The 15,549-nt window shown below is 72.0% G+C and carries 17 protein-coding genes and 1 pseudogene; 14 read left to right on the top strand and 4 right to left on the bottom strand.

Translation table 11 applies throughout. From position 1 onward, the window contains the following. Positions 1-21 precede the first annotated feature (21 nt). Together rpsI and glmM are read left to right on the top strand one after the other, a co-directional pair. Positions 22-543, top strand: a complete 522-nt coding sequence (gene rpsI / locus OG302_RS17970) for a 30S ribosomal protein S9 (RefSeq protein ID WP_361716623.1) — start codon at positions 22-24, stop codon at positions 541-543. Between the two features lie 91 nt (positions 544-634). Beyond that, on the top strand, positions 635-1,993 hold the full coding sequence (gene glmM / locus OG302_RS17965) for a phosphoglucosamine mutase (RefSeq protein ID WP_371527733.1): 1,359 nt from the start codon (positions 635-637) through the stop codon (positions 1,991-1,993). On the opposite strand, the gene OG302_RS17960 is transcribed toward glmM, so the two are convergent. Together OG302_RS17960 and coaA are read right to left on the bottom strand one after the other, a co-directional pair. After that, positions 1,990-2,937 carry a DUF389 domain-containing protein gene (locus tag OG302_RS17960; protein ID WP_371527732.1) on the bottom strand — a complete coding sequence of 316 codons (948 nt, stop codon included), beginning with the start codon at positions 2,935-2,937 and terminating at the stop codon, positions 1,990-1,992. The two genes, glmM and OG302_RS17960, sit on opposite strands and share 4 nt — an antisense overlap. Positions 2,938-2,986: 49 nt before the next feature. Beyond that, the gene (gene coaA, locus OG302_RS17955) at positions 2,987-3,985 is read right to left on the bottom strand and encodes a type I pantothenate kinase (protein WP_371527731.1); all 999 of its coding nucleotides are present in this window, start codon (positions 3,983-3,985) and stop codon (positions 2,987-2,989) included. A gap of 100 nt (positions 3,986-4,085) precedes the next feature. Here coaA and OG302_RS17950 point away from each other — a divergent pair, with 100 nt between their 5' ends. From OG302_RS17950 to OG302_RS17925, 6 genes are all read left to right on the top strand, one after another. Next, a complete protein-coding gene (locus tag OG302_RS17950) occupies positions 4,086-4,454 on the top strand; it encodes a holo-ACP synthase (RefSeq protein WP_361837256.1) in 369 nt (122 codons plus the stop codon). A gap of 22 nt (positions 4,455-4,476) precedes the next feature. Further along, on the top strand, positions 4,477-5,952 hold the full coding sequence (locus tag OG302_RS17945) for an NAD(P)H-hydrate dehydratase (protein WP_371527730.1): 1,476 nt from the start codon (positions 4,477-4,479) through the stop codon (positions 5,950-5,952). Positions 5,953-6,469: 517 nt separating this feature from the next. After that, positions 6,470-7,630 carry an alanine racemase gene (gene alr / locus OG302_RS17940; RefSeq protein WP_371527729.1) on the top strand — a complete coding sequence of 387 codons (1,161 nt, stop codon included), beginning with the start codon at positions 6,470-6,472 and terminating at the stop codon, positions 7,628-7,630. 13 nt (positions 7,631-7,643) lie between these two features. Then, positions 7,644-8,852, top strand: a complete 1,209-nt coding sequence (locus OG302_RS17935) for an alpha/beta fold hydrolase (RefSeq protein ID WP_371527728.1) — start codon at positions 7,644-7,646, stop codon at positions 8,850-8,852. A gap of 11 nt (positions 8,853-8,863) precedes the next feature. Beyond that, positions 8,864-9,376, top strand: coding sequence for a tRNA (adenosine(37)-N6)-threonylcarbamoyltransferase complex ATPase subunit type 1 TsaE (gene tsaE, locus OG302_RS17930; RefSeq protein ID WP_361837267.1), 513 nt, complete (start codon positions 8,864-8,866; stop codon positions 9,374-9,376). A 147-nt stretch (positions 9,377-9,523) separates the two neighbouring features. Continuing rightward, positions 9,524-9,709 carry a hypothetical protein gene (locus tag OG302_RS17925; protein ID WP_361837270.1) on the top strand — a complete coding sequence of 62 codons (186 nt, stop codon included), beginning with the start codon at positions 9,524-9,526 and terminating at the stop codon, positions 9,707-9,709. Here OG302_RS17925 and OG302_RS17920 read toward each other — a convergent pair. After that, on the bottom strand, positions 9,681-10,232 hold the full coding sequence (locus OG302_RS17920) for a hypothetical protein (protein WP_361837272.1): 552 nt from the start codon (positions 10,230-10,232) through the stop codon (positions 9,681-9,683). The two genes, OG302_RS17925 and OG302_RS17920, sit on opposite strands and share 29 nt — an antisense overlap. 108 nt (positions 10,233-10,340) lie before the next feature. Between OG302_RS17920 and tsaB the strand changes: the two genes are divergently transcribed. Genes tsaB through OG302_RS17900 form a run of 4 tightly spaced genes read left to right on the top strand, consistent with a single transcriptional unit; the run spans position 10,341 to position 12,868 of the window. Then, positions 10,341-10,997 carry a tRNA (adenosine(37)-N6)-threonylcarbamoyltransferase complex dimerization subunit type 1 TsaB gene (gene tsaB / locus OG302_RS17915; protein ID WP_371527727.1) on the top strand — a complete coding sequence of 219 codons (657 nt, stop codon included), beginning with the start codon at positions 10,341-10,343 and terminating at the stop codon, positions 10,995-10,997. 29 nt (positions 10,998-11,026) lie between these two features. Beyond that, entirely contained in the window at positions 11,027-11,509 is a 483-nt protein-coding gene (gene rimI / locus OG302_RS17910; protein ID WP_371750155.1) for a ribosomal protein S18-alanine N-acetyltransferase, read from the top strand. Then, complete coding sequence (tsaD, locus tag OG302_RS17905; protein ID WP_371527726.1) at positions 11,502-12,614, top strand: tRNA (adenosine(37)-N6)-threonylcarbamoyltransferase complex transferase subunit TsaD; 1,113 nt, start codon at positions 11,502-11,504, stop codon at positions 12,612-12,614. Before rimI ends, tsaD begins: the two co-directional genes overlap by 8 nt. Then, on the top strand, positions 12,611-12,868 hold the full coding sequence (locus tag OG302_RS17900) for a hypothetical protein (RefSeq protein WP_371527725.1): 258 nt from the start codon (positions 12,611-12,613) through the stop codon (positions 12,866-12,868). The genes tsaD and OG302_RS17900 overlap by 4 nt, the downstream gene beginning before the upstream one ends. A 24-nt stretch (positions 12,869-12,892) precedes the next feature. Here OG302_RS17900 and OG302_RS17895 read toward each other — a convergent pair whose 3' ends face one another. Then, entirely contained in the window at positions 12,893-13,627 is a 735-nt protein-coding gene (locus OG302_RS17895; RefSeq protein WP_371527724.1) for a TetR/AcrR family transcriptional regulator, read from the bottom strand. Positions 13,628-13,708: 81 nt separating this feature from the next. On the opposite strand from OG302_RS17895, the pseudogene OG302_RS17890 reads away from it, so the two are divergent. Next, positions 13,709-15,084, top strand: a pseudogene (locus tag OG302_RS17890) (MFS transporter). Positions 15,085-15,150: 66 nt separating this feature from the next. Next, positions 15,151-15,507, top strand: coding sequence for a YciI family protein (locus OG302_RS17885; protein WP_371527723.1), 357 nt, complete (start codon positions 15,151-15,153; stop codon positions 15,505-15,507). The last annotated feature ends 42 nt before the right edge of the window (positions 15,508-15,549 follow it).

Here is a 15,549-nt window from a genome sequence, read left to right as displayed (position 1 = left end):
TAAAGAATTCTGAGGAGAATCGTGGCCGAGACCACCGTTGAGCAGCCGGTCGAAGAGACCGAGGTTGTTGACGTCGAGCAGTACACCACCGAGTCCGAGGTGCCCGTCGAGGGCGAGTACACCTCTGAGTCGAACGCCGCGCGCTTCGGCGACCCGCAGCCGGCCGCCGGCCTGGGCCGTCGCAAGAACGCCATCGCCCGCGTCCGGATCGTCCCGGGCACCGGCAAGTGGAAGGTCAACGGGCGCACGCTCGAGGACTACTTCCCGAACAAGGTCCACCAGCAGGAAGTCAACGAGCCCTTCAAGGTGCTCGAGCTCGACAACCGCTACGACGTCATCGCCCGTATCTCGGGTGGCGGCGTCTCCGGTCAGGCCGGTGCGCTCCGTCTCGGTGTCGCCCGTGCGCTGAACGAGGCCGACGTCGACAACAACCGCGCCGCCCTCAAGAAGGCCGGTTACCTCAAGCGTGACGACCGTGCGGTCGAGCGCAAGAAGGCCGGTCTCAAGAAGGCCCGCAAGGCTCCGCAGTACAGCAAGCGCTAATCTGCCTGCTTGTACTTTTCGTTCGCCCCGGCGGCACGTTGTGTGCTGCCGGGGCGTTCGTTTATCGAAAAACCCCTGGAGGAGGACAGCAGTGGGACGACTCTTCGGTACGGACGGCGTGCGCGGTGTCGCCAACGCGGATCTGACGGCCGAGCTCGCGCTCGGGCTCTCCGTGGCAGCGGCTCATGTGCTCGGTGAGGTGGGGACGTTCGAGGGCCATCGGCCCGTCGCGGTGGTCGGGCGTGACCCGCGCGCGTCAGGGGAGTTCCTTGAGGCCGCGGTGGTCGCCGGTCTCGCGAGCGCGGGCGTGGACGTCCAGCTCGTCGGTGTGCTGCCCACCCCCGCGGTGGCGCATCTCACCGGTGCGCTGGGCGCCGACCTCGGCGTGATGCTCTCGGCGAGCCACAACGCCATGCCGGACAACGGCATCAAGTTCTTCGCGCGCGGCGGCCACAAGCTGGCCGACGAGCTGGAGGACCGCATCGAGTCCGTCTACGAGGAGCACCGCACCGGCGCCCCCTGGCAGCGCCCCACGGGCTCGGGCGTCGGCCGGGTCACCACGTACGACCAGGGCCTCGACCAGTACGTCGCGCATCTCCTCGGTGTGCTCCCCAACCGCCTCGACGGACTGAAGATCGTCCTCGACGAGGCGCACGGCGCCGCCGCCCGGGTCTCGCCCGAGGCGTTCGCGCGCGCCGGTGCCGAGATCATCACGATCGGCGCCAAGCCGGACGGCCTGAACATCAACGACGGCTGCGGCTCCACGCACCTGGGCCTCCTGAAGGCCGCCGTCGTCGAGCACGGCGCCGACTTCGGTGTCGCACACGACGGGGACGCGGACCGCTGCCTCGCCGTGGACCACACCGGTGCCGAGGTCGACGGGGACCAGATCCTCGCCGTCCTGGCGCTCGCCATGCGCGAGCACGGCACGCTGCGCTCGGACACCGTGGTCGCGACGGTCATGTCGAACCTCGGCTTCAAGATCGCCATGGAGCGCGAGGGCCTTGCCTTCGTGCAGACCGCCGTCGGCGACCGGTACGTCCTGGAGTCGATGAAGGAGCACGGCTTCGCCCTCGGCGGCGAGCAGTCCGGGCACGTGATCATCCTCGACCACGCGACCACGGGTGACGGCACCCTGACGGGCCTTCTGCTCGCGGCGCGCGTCGCCGAGACCGGACGTTCGCTCGCGGAGCTCGCCGGGGTCATGGAGCGGCTTCCGCAGGTCCTGATCAATGTGCCCGACGTCGACAAGTCGCGCGTCAGCACCTCCGCCGAGCTGACGGCCGCCGTCGCCGAGGCCGAGCGTGAACTGGGCGAGACGGGCCGGGTGCTGCTGCGTTCCTCCGGCACGGAGCCGCTGGTGCGCGTCATGGTCGAGGCCGCCGACATCGAGCAGGCCCGGTCCGTGGCGGGACGCCTCGCCGACGTGGTGAAGTCGGCGCTGGGCTAGGCCCGTCGTGCCTTCGCGGTACGTTCGTGCTGCCTGGCCCAGAGCAGCTTCTGGACGAGCAGCGTGAGCGTACCGGCGAAGACGATCCCGAGCAGGTTGAGCAGAAGCTGCTCCGTGGACCCCCAGGTCTGTCGCGCGTCCCCGTAGCTGAGCGCCACCGCCGCGTTGGCCGCTGCGGGGACCGTCGTCACCGAGATCGCGACGCCCACCAGGGCGCCCGACTTGGCCGAGGTCAGCGAGAGCATGCCCGCGGCTCCGGCCAGGACCGCCACGACGAACGAGAACCAGTCGGGCGCGTAGACGAAACCGGTGTTGGGGCGGTCCTGGTCCAGCTGCCTCTCGCTGAAGAGGTCGACCGCGTCCATGAAGAAGCTGAAGCCCACGGTCACCGCCATGGCGACGGCGAAGCCCGCCAGGATCGCGATCAGCGAGCGCAGGGCGAGCCGCGGCGCGCGCTGGACGAGCGCGGTGCAGAAGCCCGCCAGCGGGCCGAACTCGGGGCCCACCGCCATCGCGCCCACGATCAGGATCGCGTTGTCGAGGACCACACCGCAGGCCGCGATCATCGTGGCGATCGTGATGAAGGCCAGGTACGTGACCGAGAGCGTCGACTCCTCGTGCGTCGCGTCCGAGAGCTGCTCCCACAGGACCGCGTCCACGCCCTCGCCCGGCGCGTCGTCCTCCGCCTTGTCCGCGCGCGAGGACAGCGACAGGTCGATGTTCTCCAGCGCGATCGAGCCCGACTCGTGGATGCCGAGCTCGCGCAGGCCGCCGATCAGCGGGTCGCCCGCCTCACGGGCGACGTCGCACGTGACGACGTCGCCCGCGGGGTTGCGGGCCGCGCCCGGCATGACGGCCAGGTGCGTGGCGCCGACCGTCGTCTCGATCAGGCGCAGCACGTCGTCCGTCTTGTCCGCCGGGGTGATCAGGCGCAGATGCAGCATGCGCGCAGGGTAGCTGGCGGCGGACCGGGGCCCGTCCGGGGCCCGGGGATCAGAGCTTGCGCAGGCTCAGGCGCTGCACCTTGTGGTCGGGGCCCTTTCGGATGACCAGGGCGGCACGGCCGCGGGTGGGGGCCACGTTCTCCAGGAGGTTGGGCTTGTTGATCGTGCGCCAGGTCGTACGGGCGTAGTCCAGGGCCTCTTCCTCCGAGACCTGGGTGTACTTGCGGAAGTACGAGGACGGGTCCTGGAAGGCCGTGGCGCGGAGCTTCTTGAAGCGGTTCAGGTACCAGCGCTCGATGTCCTCCGCGCGCGCGTCCACGTACACGCTGAAGTCGAAGTAGTCGGCGAGACCCACGCGGGTGCGGCCGTCCTTGCCGGGCAGGGCCGGCTGGAGGACGTTGATGCCCTCGACGATGAGGATGTCGGGGCGGCGGACCGTGAGGCGCTGGTCCGGCACGATGTCGTAGATCAGGTGGGAGTAGACGGGCGCCGTCACCTCGTCCTTGCCGGCCTTGATGTCCGCCACGAAGCGGGTCAGGGCCCTTCTGTCGTACGACTCCGGGAAGCCCTTGCGGGACATCAGGCCGCGGGCCTCCAGCTCCCTGGTGGGCAGCAGGAAGCCGTCGGTCGTCACCCGCTCGACGCGCGGGTGCTCGGGCCAGCGGGAGAGCAGGGCCTGGAGGAGACGGGCGACGGTCGACTTGCCGACGGCCACCGAACCCGCGACTCCTATGACGAAGGGCGTGCCCGACTGGGAGCCCTTCTCGCCGAGGAACGTGTTGAGGGCGCCGCGCAGACCGTCCGTGGCGCCCACGTAGAGGTTGAGGAGGCGTGAGAGCGGCAGATAGATGTCCCGTACTTCGTCCAGGTCGATGACATCACCCAGGCCGCGCAGCTCCTCCAGCTCCGCGGCGGTCAGGGGGAGCGGCGTCTTGTCACGCAGGGCGCTCCACTCGGTGCGGGTGAGGTCGACGTAGGGAGTCGCCTCCGGCCTGTGCCGGTGGGCGCTCCGCGCGGTCGTCGGGGGTTCGGAGACCGATGAGATCACAGTCCATTGTTACGGCTGTTTGAACGAGCCGGGGGGTGGGGTGCGTCACCCACTGCGGGGCTCGAAGGGTTAGGGTGCCCGGCCTCGTAGGCTGCTGCTCGTGATTATTGGGGTCGGAATCGACGTGGCCGAGATCGAGCGGTTCGAGGCGGCGCTGGAGCGTACGGCAGGGATGGCCGGGCGGTTGTTCGTGGAGCGGGAGTTGCTGCTTCCGAGCGGGGAGCGGCGCGGGATCGCCTCGCTGGCGGCGCGGTTCGCGGCCAAGGAGGCGCTGGCCAAGGCGCTGGGCGCGCCGGCCGGGCTGCGCTGGACGGACGCGGAGGTGTACGTCGAGGGGAGCGGGCAGCCGCGGCTCCGGGTGAAGGGGACGGTGGCCGCGCGGGCCGCCGAGCTGGGGGTGCGGTCCTGGCATGTCTCGCTCAGCCATGACGCGGGGGTGGCTTCCGCCGTGGTGATTGCTGAGGGCTAGGCCCTGGGTGACACTCGGGGGTATGCGTACTGCGTACCCGGTGGAGACGGTCAGGGCTGCTGAGCGGGAGTTGATGGCGCGGGTGCCGGAAGGTGCCCTGATGCAGCGGGCGGCGGCAGGCCTCGCGGTGGTCTGCGCCGAGGTGCTCGGCAAGGTGTACGGCTCCCGGGTCGTGCTGCTCGTGGGGAGCGGGGACAACGGCGGCGACGCGCTGTACGCCGGGGCGCGGCTTGCCCGGCGTGGGGCCGGGGTGTCCGCGGTGCTGCTTTCGCCCGAACGGGTGCATGAGGGCGGGGTGGCGGCCTTTCGGGCGGCCGGGGGGCGGGTGGTCGCCACCGGGGGTGCGGAGGGTGTGCTGCGCCGGGCGGATCTTGTCGTGGACGGCATTGTGGGCATCGGCGGGAAGGGCGGGTTGCGGGCCGCCGCCGCTGAACTGGCCGCTTCTGTACGCGAGTTGGGGACCCCCGTAGTCGCCGTCGACCTGCCGAGCGGGGTCGACGCGGACAGCGGGGTGGTCGAGGGCGAAGCCGTGCGGGCCGATGTGACGGTGACCTTCGGGGTGCACAAGCCGGGGCTGTTGATCGATCCCGGGCGGGAGTACGCGGGGGTGGTGCGGCTCGTCGATATCGGGCTTGAGCTGGGTGCCGGTGCCCGTGCCGGTACCGGTGCGGATGGTGGTGGTGCGGGTGCTGTTGAGGCCCTTCAGTACGCCGATGTGGCCTCGCTCCTGCCCATGCCGACCGGGGAGAGCGACAAGTACCGGCGGGGCGTCGTGGGGATCGTCGCCGGGTCGGCCCGGTACCCCGGGGCGGCGGTGCTCGCCGTGGCCGGTGCGCTGCGGGGTGGCGCGGGGGCCGTGCGTTACGTGGGGCACGCGGCGGACGCCGTCATCGCGCGGTACCCGGAGACCCTCGTCTCCGCCGGTCCTCCGTCCAAGGCGGGGCGTGTGCAGGCCTGGGTGGTCGGGCCGGGGCTCGGGGACGATGCCGAGCGGCTCGCGGACGTGGTCGGCGCGGAGGTGCCCGTACTGATCGACGCGGACGGGCTGCGGCTTGCCGACGCCGATGCCGTGCGGGGCCGGGCGGCGCCGACCTTGCTGACGCCGCATGCGGGGGAGGCGGCGGCGCTCCTGGGGGTTGCCCGGGAGGAGGTCGAGCGCGGGCGCCTGGATGCTGTGCGGGAGCTGGCGGGGCGGTACGGGGCGACGGTGCTCCTGAAGGGCTCTACGACGCTGGTCGCGGATCCTGGGGGCCGGGAGGGCCCTGTGCGGGTCAACCCGACGGGGACGCCATGGCTGGCCACCGCGGGCAGCGGGGACGTCCTGTCGGGACTGGCGGGGGCTTTGCTCGCTGCGGGGCTCGGCGCGCGGGACGCGGGGTCCGTGGGGGCGTATCTGCATGGCCTCGCGGGGCGCGTTGCGGCGGACGGGGCGCCGGTGGGGGCACACGATGTGGCTGAGGCGATTCCGCCGGCTTGGCGGGATGTACGGGGGGACTAGCGTCCGGCTCGGCGGTACGGGTTCGCTCCGTCTTGGGTCTTGGGGTGCTGAGCTGCGCCGCCGTGCTGGGTGCGGTGTCGGTCCGTCCGTGGGTGCGGGGCCGTGCCGGTATGTCCGTCCTCGCTGTCGTCCGGTGGCCGCGGGGTTTCTTCGGTTCCGGAGTGCCGGGAGCCGTGCTCCGGGCGGACATACCGGCACGTCCCCTCGGGCCTCGCTGCCGACAGCGGGTGCGTGGGGCCGGGTGCTCTGGGTGGGGCCCCCGCCGGTGTTGCCCACCCGGGCCGGAGATCCCCGGCCCACCCACCCGCACGTGGCCCACTCGCCTGCCCACCCCCTTTGGCGCTGCGGGGCAATCGGGTGGGCAGGCGGCAAAGCTTGTTCGGGGCAGGGTGATGCTGCGGGGTGATCGGCAAGGGGGGGCGTGCACCGCCCTGGCGGGCGCAGGGGCTGGTCCCGGGCCGCGAGGCGCCGCGTGGCTGCCAGGGTGTCAGCGGGCTCTGAGACACTGGTCGGCGTTATGACTGAGACCGCACCTTTGCGTGCCCGCGCCGAGATCGACCTGGCCGCCCTGAGGGCCAACGTGCGGACTTTGCGTGCCCACGCGCCAGGAGCCGCCTTCATGGCCGTCGTGAAGGCGGACGCGTACGGCCACGGGATGGTGCCCTGCGCCCGTGCCGCCGTCGAGGCGGGAGCCACCTGGGTGGGCACCGCGACCCCCGAGGAGGCCCTCGCGCTGCGGGCCGCCGGGATCGAGGGGCGCCTGATGTGCTGGCTGTGGACCCCGGGCGGGCCCTGGCGCGAAGGCATCGAGGCCGATCTCGACATGGCGGTGAGCGGCCTCTGGGCGTTGCGTGAAGTGTCCGCCGCCGCGCGGGCCGTGGGGCGTACGGCCCGCATCCAGTTGAAGGCCGACACGGGGCTCGGGCGCAACGGCTGCATGCCCGCCGACTGGCCCGAACTCGTCTCGCAGGCGCGGCAGGCCGAGGCCGAGGGCCTGGTGCGCGTCACCGGGATCTGGTCGCACTTCGCGTGCGCCGACGAGCCGGGCCACCCGTCCATCGCGGCCCAACTCGCCCTGTTCCACGAGATGGTCGCGGCAGCCGAGGCGCGGGGCATCCGGCCCGAGGTGCGGCACATCGCCAACTCGCCCGGCACGCTCACACTTCCGGAGACGCACCTCGATCTCGTACGTCCCGGGATCGCGATGTACGGCATCTCGCCCAGCCCCGAGGTCGGCACCTCGGAGGAGTTCGGGCTGCGGCCCGTCATGCGGCTCAGCGCGTCACTCGCCCTCGTGAAGCACGCCCCCGGGGGTCACGGCGTGAGTTACGGGCATCACTACGTCACACCCGGCGAGACGACCCTTGGACTCGTCCCGGTCGGGTACGGGGACGGGATCCCGCGGCACGCTTCCGGCACCGGTCCCGTGCTCGTCGGCGGCAAGCTGCGGACCGTCGCCGGAAGGGTGGCGATGGACCAGTTCGTGGTCGACCTCGGCGGTGACGAGCCGGCGGTCGGCTCCGAGGCCGTCCTCTTCGGCCCCGGTGACCGGGGCGAGCCGACTGCCGAGGACTGGGCGCAGGCGGCGGGCACCATCGCGTACGAAATCGTCACGCGCATCGGATCGCGTGTCCCGCGCGTCCATGTGAATGAGCGGCTGACAGCGGACGGCGTCTGAGGAGGAGCGGCACGTGAGCGAGACCAGCACGGGGGCGGCCGCGGACGCGGTGGCGGAAGTCGCCGCGGCGGCCGGGAACTGGCGCAGGGCCGGCTTCGCGGGTGCCGCGATCGGTGTCGTCGCCGCGGGCGCCGCGGCGGGTGTCGCCATCGAGCGGCTGACCGTGGGCCGCGGCATGCGCAAGAAGGCACGGCTCGCACTCGACGCGTCCGGGCCCTACGGCTCGCTGCGCGGCCTGCCGGGCCAGGCGTACGCGGACGACGGCACGGAACTGTCGTACGAGGTGGACGAGGTCGAGCCGGACAGCGCTCAGACACCGCGCCGACGCAGGCTCTTCGGGCGCAGGACGCCCGCTCCCGTCACCGTCGTCTTCAGTCATGGGTACTGCCTGAGCCAGGACTCCTGGCACTTCCAGCGGGCGGCCCTGCGCGGCGTCGTGCGCTGTGTGTACTGGGACCAGCGCAGCCACGGCCGTTCGGCGCGCGGCGTGGCCCAGACGAACGGGACGCCGGTCTCCATCGACCAGTTGGGCCGGGACCTGAAGGCCGTCATCGACGCGGCGGCGCCCGAGGGGCCGCTGGTCCTCGTCGGGCACTCCATGGGCGGCATGACGACGATGGCGCTGGCCGACCACTACCCCGAGCTGATCCGCGAGCGCGTCGTCGGCGTCGCCCTCGTCGGTACGTCGTCCGGGCGGCTCGGCCAGGTCAACTTCGGCCTTCCCGTCGCCGGGATGAACGCCGTGCGGCGCGTGCTGCCGGGTGTCCTGAAGGCGCTCGGATCGCAGGCCGAGCTGGTGGAGAAGGGGCGGCGGGCCACCGCGGACCTCTTCGCCGGCATCATCAAGCGCTATTCGTTCTCGTCGAGGGACGTGGACCCGGCGATCTCGCGGTTCGCCGAGCGGATGATCGAGTCGACGCCCATCGACGTGGTCGCGGAGTTCTACCCGGCGTTCGCCGAGCACGACAAGACGGAGGCGCTCAAGCACTTCGCCGAGCTCCCGGTACTGGTCCTGGCCGGTGACAAGGACCTGGTCACGCCCAGCGAGCACAGCGAGGTCATCGCCGATCTGCTCCCGGACGCAGAGCTCGTGCTCGTCCCCGACGCCGGGCACCTGGCCATGCTGGAGCACCCCGAGGTGGTCACGGACCGCCTCGCGGACCTTCTCGTACGGGCGGGAGCGGTGCCCGCTTCGGCCGATGCACGGACGTCCAGCGGCTAACGTGGGTGGGCATGGAAGCACCGCACAACCCGGCCCCCGTGAACACCCTCGGCATCACGGTCACCTCCCCTGAACAGATGGGCGACCTGGGTCGCCGCCTGGCCAAGCTGCTGCGCCCCGGCGACCTGGTGATGCTCACCGGCGAGCTCGGCGCCGGCAAGACGACCCTCACCCGCGGCCTGGGCGAAGGCCTCGGCGTGCGCGGCGCCGTCACATCGCCGACCTTCGTCATCGCCCGCGTCCATCCGTCGCTCTCCGACGGCCCGCCCCTGGTGCACGTGGACGCGTACCGCCTGGGCGGCGGGCTCGACGAGATGGAGGACCTCGACCTCGATGTCTCGCTGCCCGAATCGGTGATCGTCGTGGAGTGGGGCGACGGCAAGGTCGAGGAGCTCTCGGACGACCGGCTGCGCGTCGTCATCGACCGGACCGTCGGCGACACCACGGACGAGGTGCGCGAAGTGACGCTGACCGGGGTCGGAACACGGTGGGCCGAGGCCGACCTCACGCTGCTCTCGGCCTGACCCTGCCGTGACCCTCGTCTTTTCGCCCAACATTCCGACAAGCCGTCGGCAAGATGTTGCGCGGCGCGCTCCGCGCGTGGTCACATGGATACCGGTACTGGTTAGGTCTACCTAACCACGTCTGCCCCCGGAGCCCAGGAGGCATCCATGTCGGCTTCAGAACGTGACGCCACGACCCGGCCGCACGCGCTGCCGGGCCCGTCGGAGCCATCGGGGATCTCCATGCGCGATCTGCTGGCGTCCTGCGTGGCCGCGAGCGCGGTCTCCACACCGCCGCGCGATCCGGCCCCCAGGGGCGGCGCGGCTACGGAACGACGACGACCTTCTTGCTGATCGTCGCGAACTCCCACATCGCGTTGCCGTCCTTGCGCGACTCACGGATGCCGCCGGTCTTCTTCGACGGGTCGGGCTTCGGCGTCGAGCCGTCCGTCGCCGCGCTGAAGCCGATCGCGATCCCGTCCACGCTCGCGAAACGCACGACGTGCTCGATCGCCACACCGTCCGTTCCGGTGACGGTGCCCGAGCGCGAGGTGACGGCGTACGTGCCGGGGACGGGGTCCACCGTGCTCGGCGTGACCTTGAAGGTGCGCTGCGTCTTGCCGGAGCCGCCGACCAGCCACACGCGGTCCTCGCTCACCGAGTAGACGACCCGCTCGCCCGCGCCGGACTGCGCCGGGACGGTCTTCGGGTCGGCCTTCTCCTTGGGGGAGCGGGTGGTCGGCGCGGAAGGGGACGCGTCCGGTTTCTTGCCCACGGTGTCCGGCGCGCTGGCCGAGGCCTGGTAAGCGAGGAAGCCGACCGCGGCGAGCGCGGCGGCGGTCAGGCCGGCCACGAATCCCGAGCTGCTCCTGGACACCTGCGCCACCCTCTTCGTACTCCGTACGGCTACGGGGTGACGTTAGCAGCAGGTGTGCGGCATCCTCGGTCGGCCGTGCTCCGGGCGTCGGAGCCGTAGGCTATTCGCGTGCTCTTGCTCGCTCTGGATACCGCCACCCCCGCCGTCACCGTCGCGCTGCACGACGGCTCGTCCGTCGTCGCAGCCTCCAGCCAGGTGGACGCCCGCCGCCACGGAGAGCTGCTGCTGCCCGCCGTCGACCGGGTGCTCGCCGACGCCGGGCTCAGACTCGACGCCGTGACCGGCATCGTCGTCGGCGTGGGCCCCGGCCCGTACACGGGTCTGCGTGTCGGCCTGATGACCGCCGACACCTTCGGCCTCGTGCTCGGCGTGCCGGTGCACGGGGTGTGCACGCTCGACGGCCTCGCGTACGCATCGGGCATCGACGGGGGCCCCTTCGTCGTCGCCACGGACGCGCGGCGCAAGGAGGTCTACTGGGCGCGGTACGCGGACCCGCGCACCCGCCTCACCGAGGCCGCCGTGGACCGCCCCGCCGACATCGCGGACGAGGTGGCTGGCCTGCCCGCTGTCGGCGCCGGCGCGGTGCTCTACCCCGAGACCTTCCCGGACGCCCGCGCCCCCGAGCACGTCTCGGCGGCGTCGCTCGCCTCGCTGGCCGCGGAGAAGCTCGCCGCGGGCGAGGAACTCCTGGCCCCCAGGCCGCTGTACCTGCGCCGTCCTGACGCGCAGGTGCCCAAGAACTACAAGGTGGTCACCCCCAAGTGACATCCGTGACGACAGCCGCCCTGCGCGAGATGCGCTGGTGGGACATCGAGCCGGTCTTCGTCCTGGAGAAGGAACTCTTCCCGGACGACGCCTGGTCGCGCGGCATGTTCTGGTCCGAGCTCGCCCACGCGCGCGGGCCGCTGGCCACCCGCCGCTATGTGGTCGCGACGGACGCGACGGACGGGGACCGGCTCGTCGGGTACGCGGGGCTCGCCTCCGCCGGTGACCAGGCCGACGTACAGACCATCGCGGTGGCCCCGAGCCACTGGGGCACGGGACTCGGCTCGCGCCTCCTGACCGATCTTCTCGGCGCGGCGACCGCCTTCGAGTGCGCCGAGGTCATGCTCGAGGTGCGGGTCGACAACACCCGGGCGCAGAAGCTGTACGAGCGCTTCGGCTTCGAGCCCATCGGCTTCAGGCGCGGCTACTACCAGCCGGGCAACGTGGACGCCCTCGTCATGCGTCTGACCGATCCATCATCTTCCGTACAAGGAACCGACACCCATGGCTGACTCGCGCGACCAACCTCTCGTTCTCGGCATCGAGACCTCCTGCGACGAGACCGGCGTCGGCATCGTCCGCGGCACCACCCTGCTCGCCGATGCCATCGCCTCCAGCGTCGACGAGCACGCGCGCTTCGGCGGTGTCGTGCCCGAGGTCGCCTCGCGCGCGCACCTGGAGGCGATGGTGCCGACCATCGACCGCGCGCTGAAGGAAGCGGGGGTCGCCGCGTCCGACCTCGACGGCATCGCGGTGACCGCGGGGCCGGGTCTCGCGGGCGCGCTGCTGGTGGGCGTCTCGGCGGCCAAGGCGTACGCGTACGCGCTCGGCAAGCCGCTGTACGGCGTGAACCACCTGGCCTCGCACATCTGCGTGGACCAGCTGGAGCACGGCACGCTGCCCGAGCCGACGATGGCGCTGCTCGTCTCCGGCGGCCACTCCTCGCTGCTGCTCTCCACCGACATCACCTCGGACGTACGCCCCCTGGGCGCGACCATCGACGACGCGGCGGGCGAGGCCTTCGACAAGATCGCGCGCGTGCTCGACCTGGGCTTCCCGGGCGGACCTGTCATCGACCGGTACGCGAAGGAGGGCGACCCGGAGGCGATCGCGTTCCCGCGCGGCCTCACCGGGCCGCGCGACGCCGCGTACGACTTCTCCTTCTCCGGCCTGAAGACGTCCGTCGCGCGCTGGATCGAGGCCAAGCGGGCCGCGGGCGAGGACGTTCCCGTGCGTGACGTGGCGGCGTCCTTCCAGGAGGCGGTCGTCGACGTGCTGACCCGCAAGGCCGTGCGGGCCTGCAAGGACGAGGGCGTGGACCACCTGATGATCGGCGGCGGGGTGGCCGCCAACACGCGGCTGCGCGCGCTGGCCCAGGAGCGGTGCGAGGCGGCCGGGATCCGGCTGCGGGTGCCGCGGCCGAAGCTGTGCACGGACAACGGCGCGATGGTGGCCGCGCTCGGTGCGGAGATGGTGGCACGGAATCGCTCGGCCTCCGACTGGGACCTCTCGGCGGACTCCTCGCTCCCGGTGACGGAGCCGCACGTCCCGGGCCACGCCCACGCGCACTCCCACGACCATGTGCACGAGGTCAGCAAGGAGAACCTGTACTCGTGACCGTCGCGCTGATGTGGGAGGCCCGTGCCGCCGACGGGCGGGGCGACGAACTGCTCGCGTGGGCACGGGCGCAGGTCCTGGACCGTGCCCCGGTCCGCCGGGAGAGCTTCCGCGCCCCGCAGGACCGGGTCCTCGTCCTGACCTGGTGGGACGCCGCATACGACGAAGACCTCCCCGAAATCCCCGAGCCCGCACCGGAGTTGGTGACGCGGGCGGTGCACAGGTGGCGGTTCGAGTCGGTGGGCCTGGACTGACGACCCGTACCGGCCGGGGGTTCTTCAGGGGCGTCGTGCCTGCCCCAGGAGGCCGTCGATGACCGCGCCGAGCTGTGCGGCCGGGTCGTAGCTCTCGGTCAGTTCGAGCCAGCGGCCGGCGAGTGCGGCCAGGTGGGGCAGCTCTTCGGCGTCCGCGTCCGTCAACATGTCGGGGAAGTGGCGCCTGCGGTCCGGCTCCTCGGCGCGGCGGGCCATCGCCTGGCGGAAGACCAGGTCGCCGTAGACGCAGTGCCAGATGGTGCGGTAGGCGGCGACGGCCTGCGGCGGGGTGAGTCCGCGGGCGACGCAGCAGCCGATGATCTCCTCGACCATCCACAGGGCGCCCCTGTCGGTGAGGTCGCCGAGGCTGAGCACCTCGACCACCCAGGGCATCCGCGCCAGCGTGCCGTGCATGTGCAGGGACACCGCCAGGAGCCGGTCGCGCGGATCGTCGGGGAGCTCGGGGCGCGGGACCGAGTCGGCCGTGCCGGACAGGGTGAGCATCAGGAGCTCGTCCTTGTCGCGTACGTGGTGGTAGAGCGCCATCGGGGTCGTGCCGACCTCCTTGGCGACCCGGCGCATGCTCAGGGCGGCCACGCCCTCCTCCTGGAGGATGCGGCGCGCGATGCCGACGATCGTGTCGAGGTCGATGCGGCTCGGGCGGCCACGCTTCTTCTTCTCCGCGGCGGGCTTCGCCTCGCCCGGCCTCGTACCGCCCGGCTTCACCGCGTCCGGCGCTGGTTCCTTCTCTGCTTCCACGTGGCTCATTGTCGCGCCCGCGCCGGGCGGATGACGCATGCCGCTGGATTTTCTATACGCGTATAGTTAATATGCGTGAGCATGGTGAACAACGCTGACCCGAAGTCCCCGGGGACCCGTTGGCTGCTGCCGGTGCTCCTGACCGTGCAGTTCCTGGTCTCCCTCGACATGTCCGTCGTGAATATCGCGCTGCCCGACATCGGCGACGACCTCGGCTTCGGAGCCGACTCGCTGCTCTGGGTGGTCAACGCCTACGCGCTCGCCTTCGGCGGCCTCCTCATGCTGGGCGGGCGCCTCGCCGACCTCGTGGGGCGGCGGCGCTCGCACCCGTCGCGCTCGCGCTGATCACCGTCAACTACGCCGCCGGGGCGGCGCGTTCGCGGGCGCTCGGGCTCTGGGGCGCGGCGGGCGCGCTCGGCGGCGCCGTCGGGGTGATGGCGGGCGGGCTGCTCACGGACTGGGCTGGCTGGCGCTCGGTGATGCTGATCAACGTCCCGGTGGTGCTCGCCGCGCTGCTCCTCTCGCGGCACGGAGTACCCGCCGACCGGCGCACCGGGCCCGCCCCGCGCCTCGACGTGGTGGGCGCGCTGCTCGTCACCGCGGGCATGGCGGTGCTCGTCCTCGGCCTCGTCCGCACGGAGACGTACGCGTGGGGGTCCGGCACGACCCTGGGCACCCTCGGGGCGGCGGTCCTGCTGCTCGCCGCGTTCGCCGTGGTCGAGTCGCGCCGGCGGGAGCCGCTGCTCCGGCTCGGGCTGCTCGGGAACCGGCCCGTGCTCTCCGCGAACGCCTTCGCGCTGCTCATGTCGTCGGGGCAGTTCGCCGCCTTCTACTTCACCTCGCTGTATCTGCAGGAGGTCATGTCGTACGGATCGACGCTCGCGGGGGCTGCGTTCCTGCCGTTCTGCGTGGGCGTCGTCGCCGGGTCGGTGATCTCGGCACGGACCGTCGTGCGCTACGGGGAGCGGGCGCTTCTGGTGACCGGGGGACTGCTGGGGGCGGCGGGGTTCGTGTGGTTCGCCCTCGCGGTCGGGCCCGGCGGCACCTTCCTCGGGTCGGTCCTGGGCCCGTCGCTGGTGGCGAGCGTCGGCATCGGCATGTGCTTCGTGCCGCTGGGCACGGCGGCGACCTCCGGTGTCGCCGCCGAGGAGACCGGCATGGCTTCGGGGCTGCTCAACAGCTCCCGGCAGCTGGGCGGTTCGCTGGGGCTCGCCGTTCTGGTGACGGTGGCGTCGGGCGTCACGGAGGAGGGGCGGGGGCGGGGTGCGCTCGCGGACGGGTACGCGACGGCTTTCGGGGTCGCGGCGGTGCTGCTCGCCGCGGCCGCCCTGGCGACCGCACTGCTGCATCGCGTGCCCGCCCGGCTGCGACCTGCAAAAACGTACGTCCAGAAAGAATCTTCGAAGAATCTGGGTGACGATGTCGATCCGGGCGTCTCCCGTTCGACGCAGGGGTGAGAGGCGGGAAGAAGCCCCGCCCGTCCCGTGGCCCGCAGGGCACGTGACCGCCGAAAGGACATGACCATGCCGCGCTTTCTGACGATGATCCGCGTCGACGAGAAGAACTCCCCCGAGGGCGGTCCAAGCCCCGAGATGGGCGAGCGCATGGGCGCGCTCCTGGAGGAGATCACCAAGGCCGGGGTCATGCTCGACACCGCGGGCCTCACGCCGAGCTCCGACACCACCCAGGTCCACTGGAAGGGCGGCCGACTCTCCGTCACGGACGGGCCGTTCACCGAGGCCAAGGAGGTCGTCGGCGGCTACTCCATCACGCAGTGCAAGGACCGGGCCGAGGCGGTCGAGTGGGCGAGCCGCTTCCTGAAGACCCACGACGAGCAGTGGACCGTGACGGCAGAGGTCCGGGAGATCGTCGAGGGCTGAGGTCCTGCCCCCCGGGGGGGCGAGAACCTTTGCGGTGTCGCC

This window comes from Streptomyces sp. NBC_01283 (assembly GCF_041435335.1).
Classification (GTDB): Bacteria; Actinomycetota; Actinomycetes; order Streptomycetales; family Streptomycetaceae; genus Streptomyces.
The sequence above is the reverse complement of the archived record's forward strand: the minus strand, read 5'-3'. Positions and strand labels throughout refer to the sequence as shown.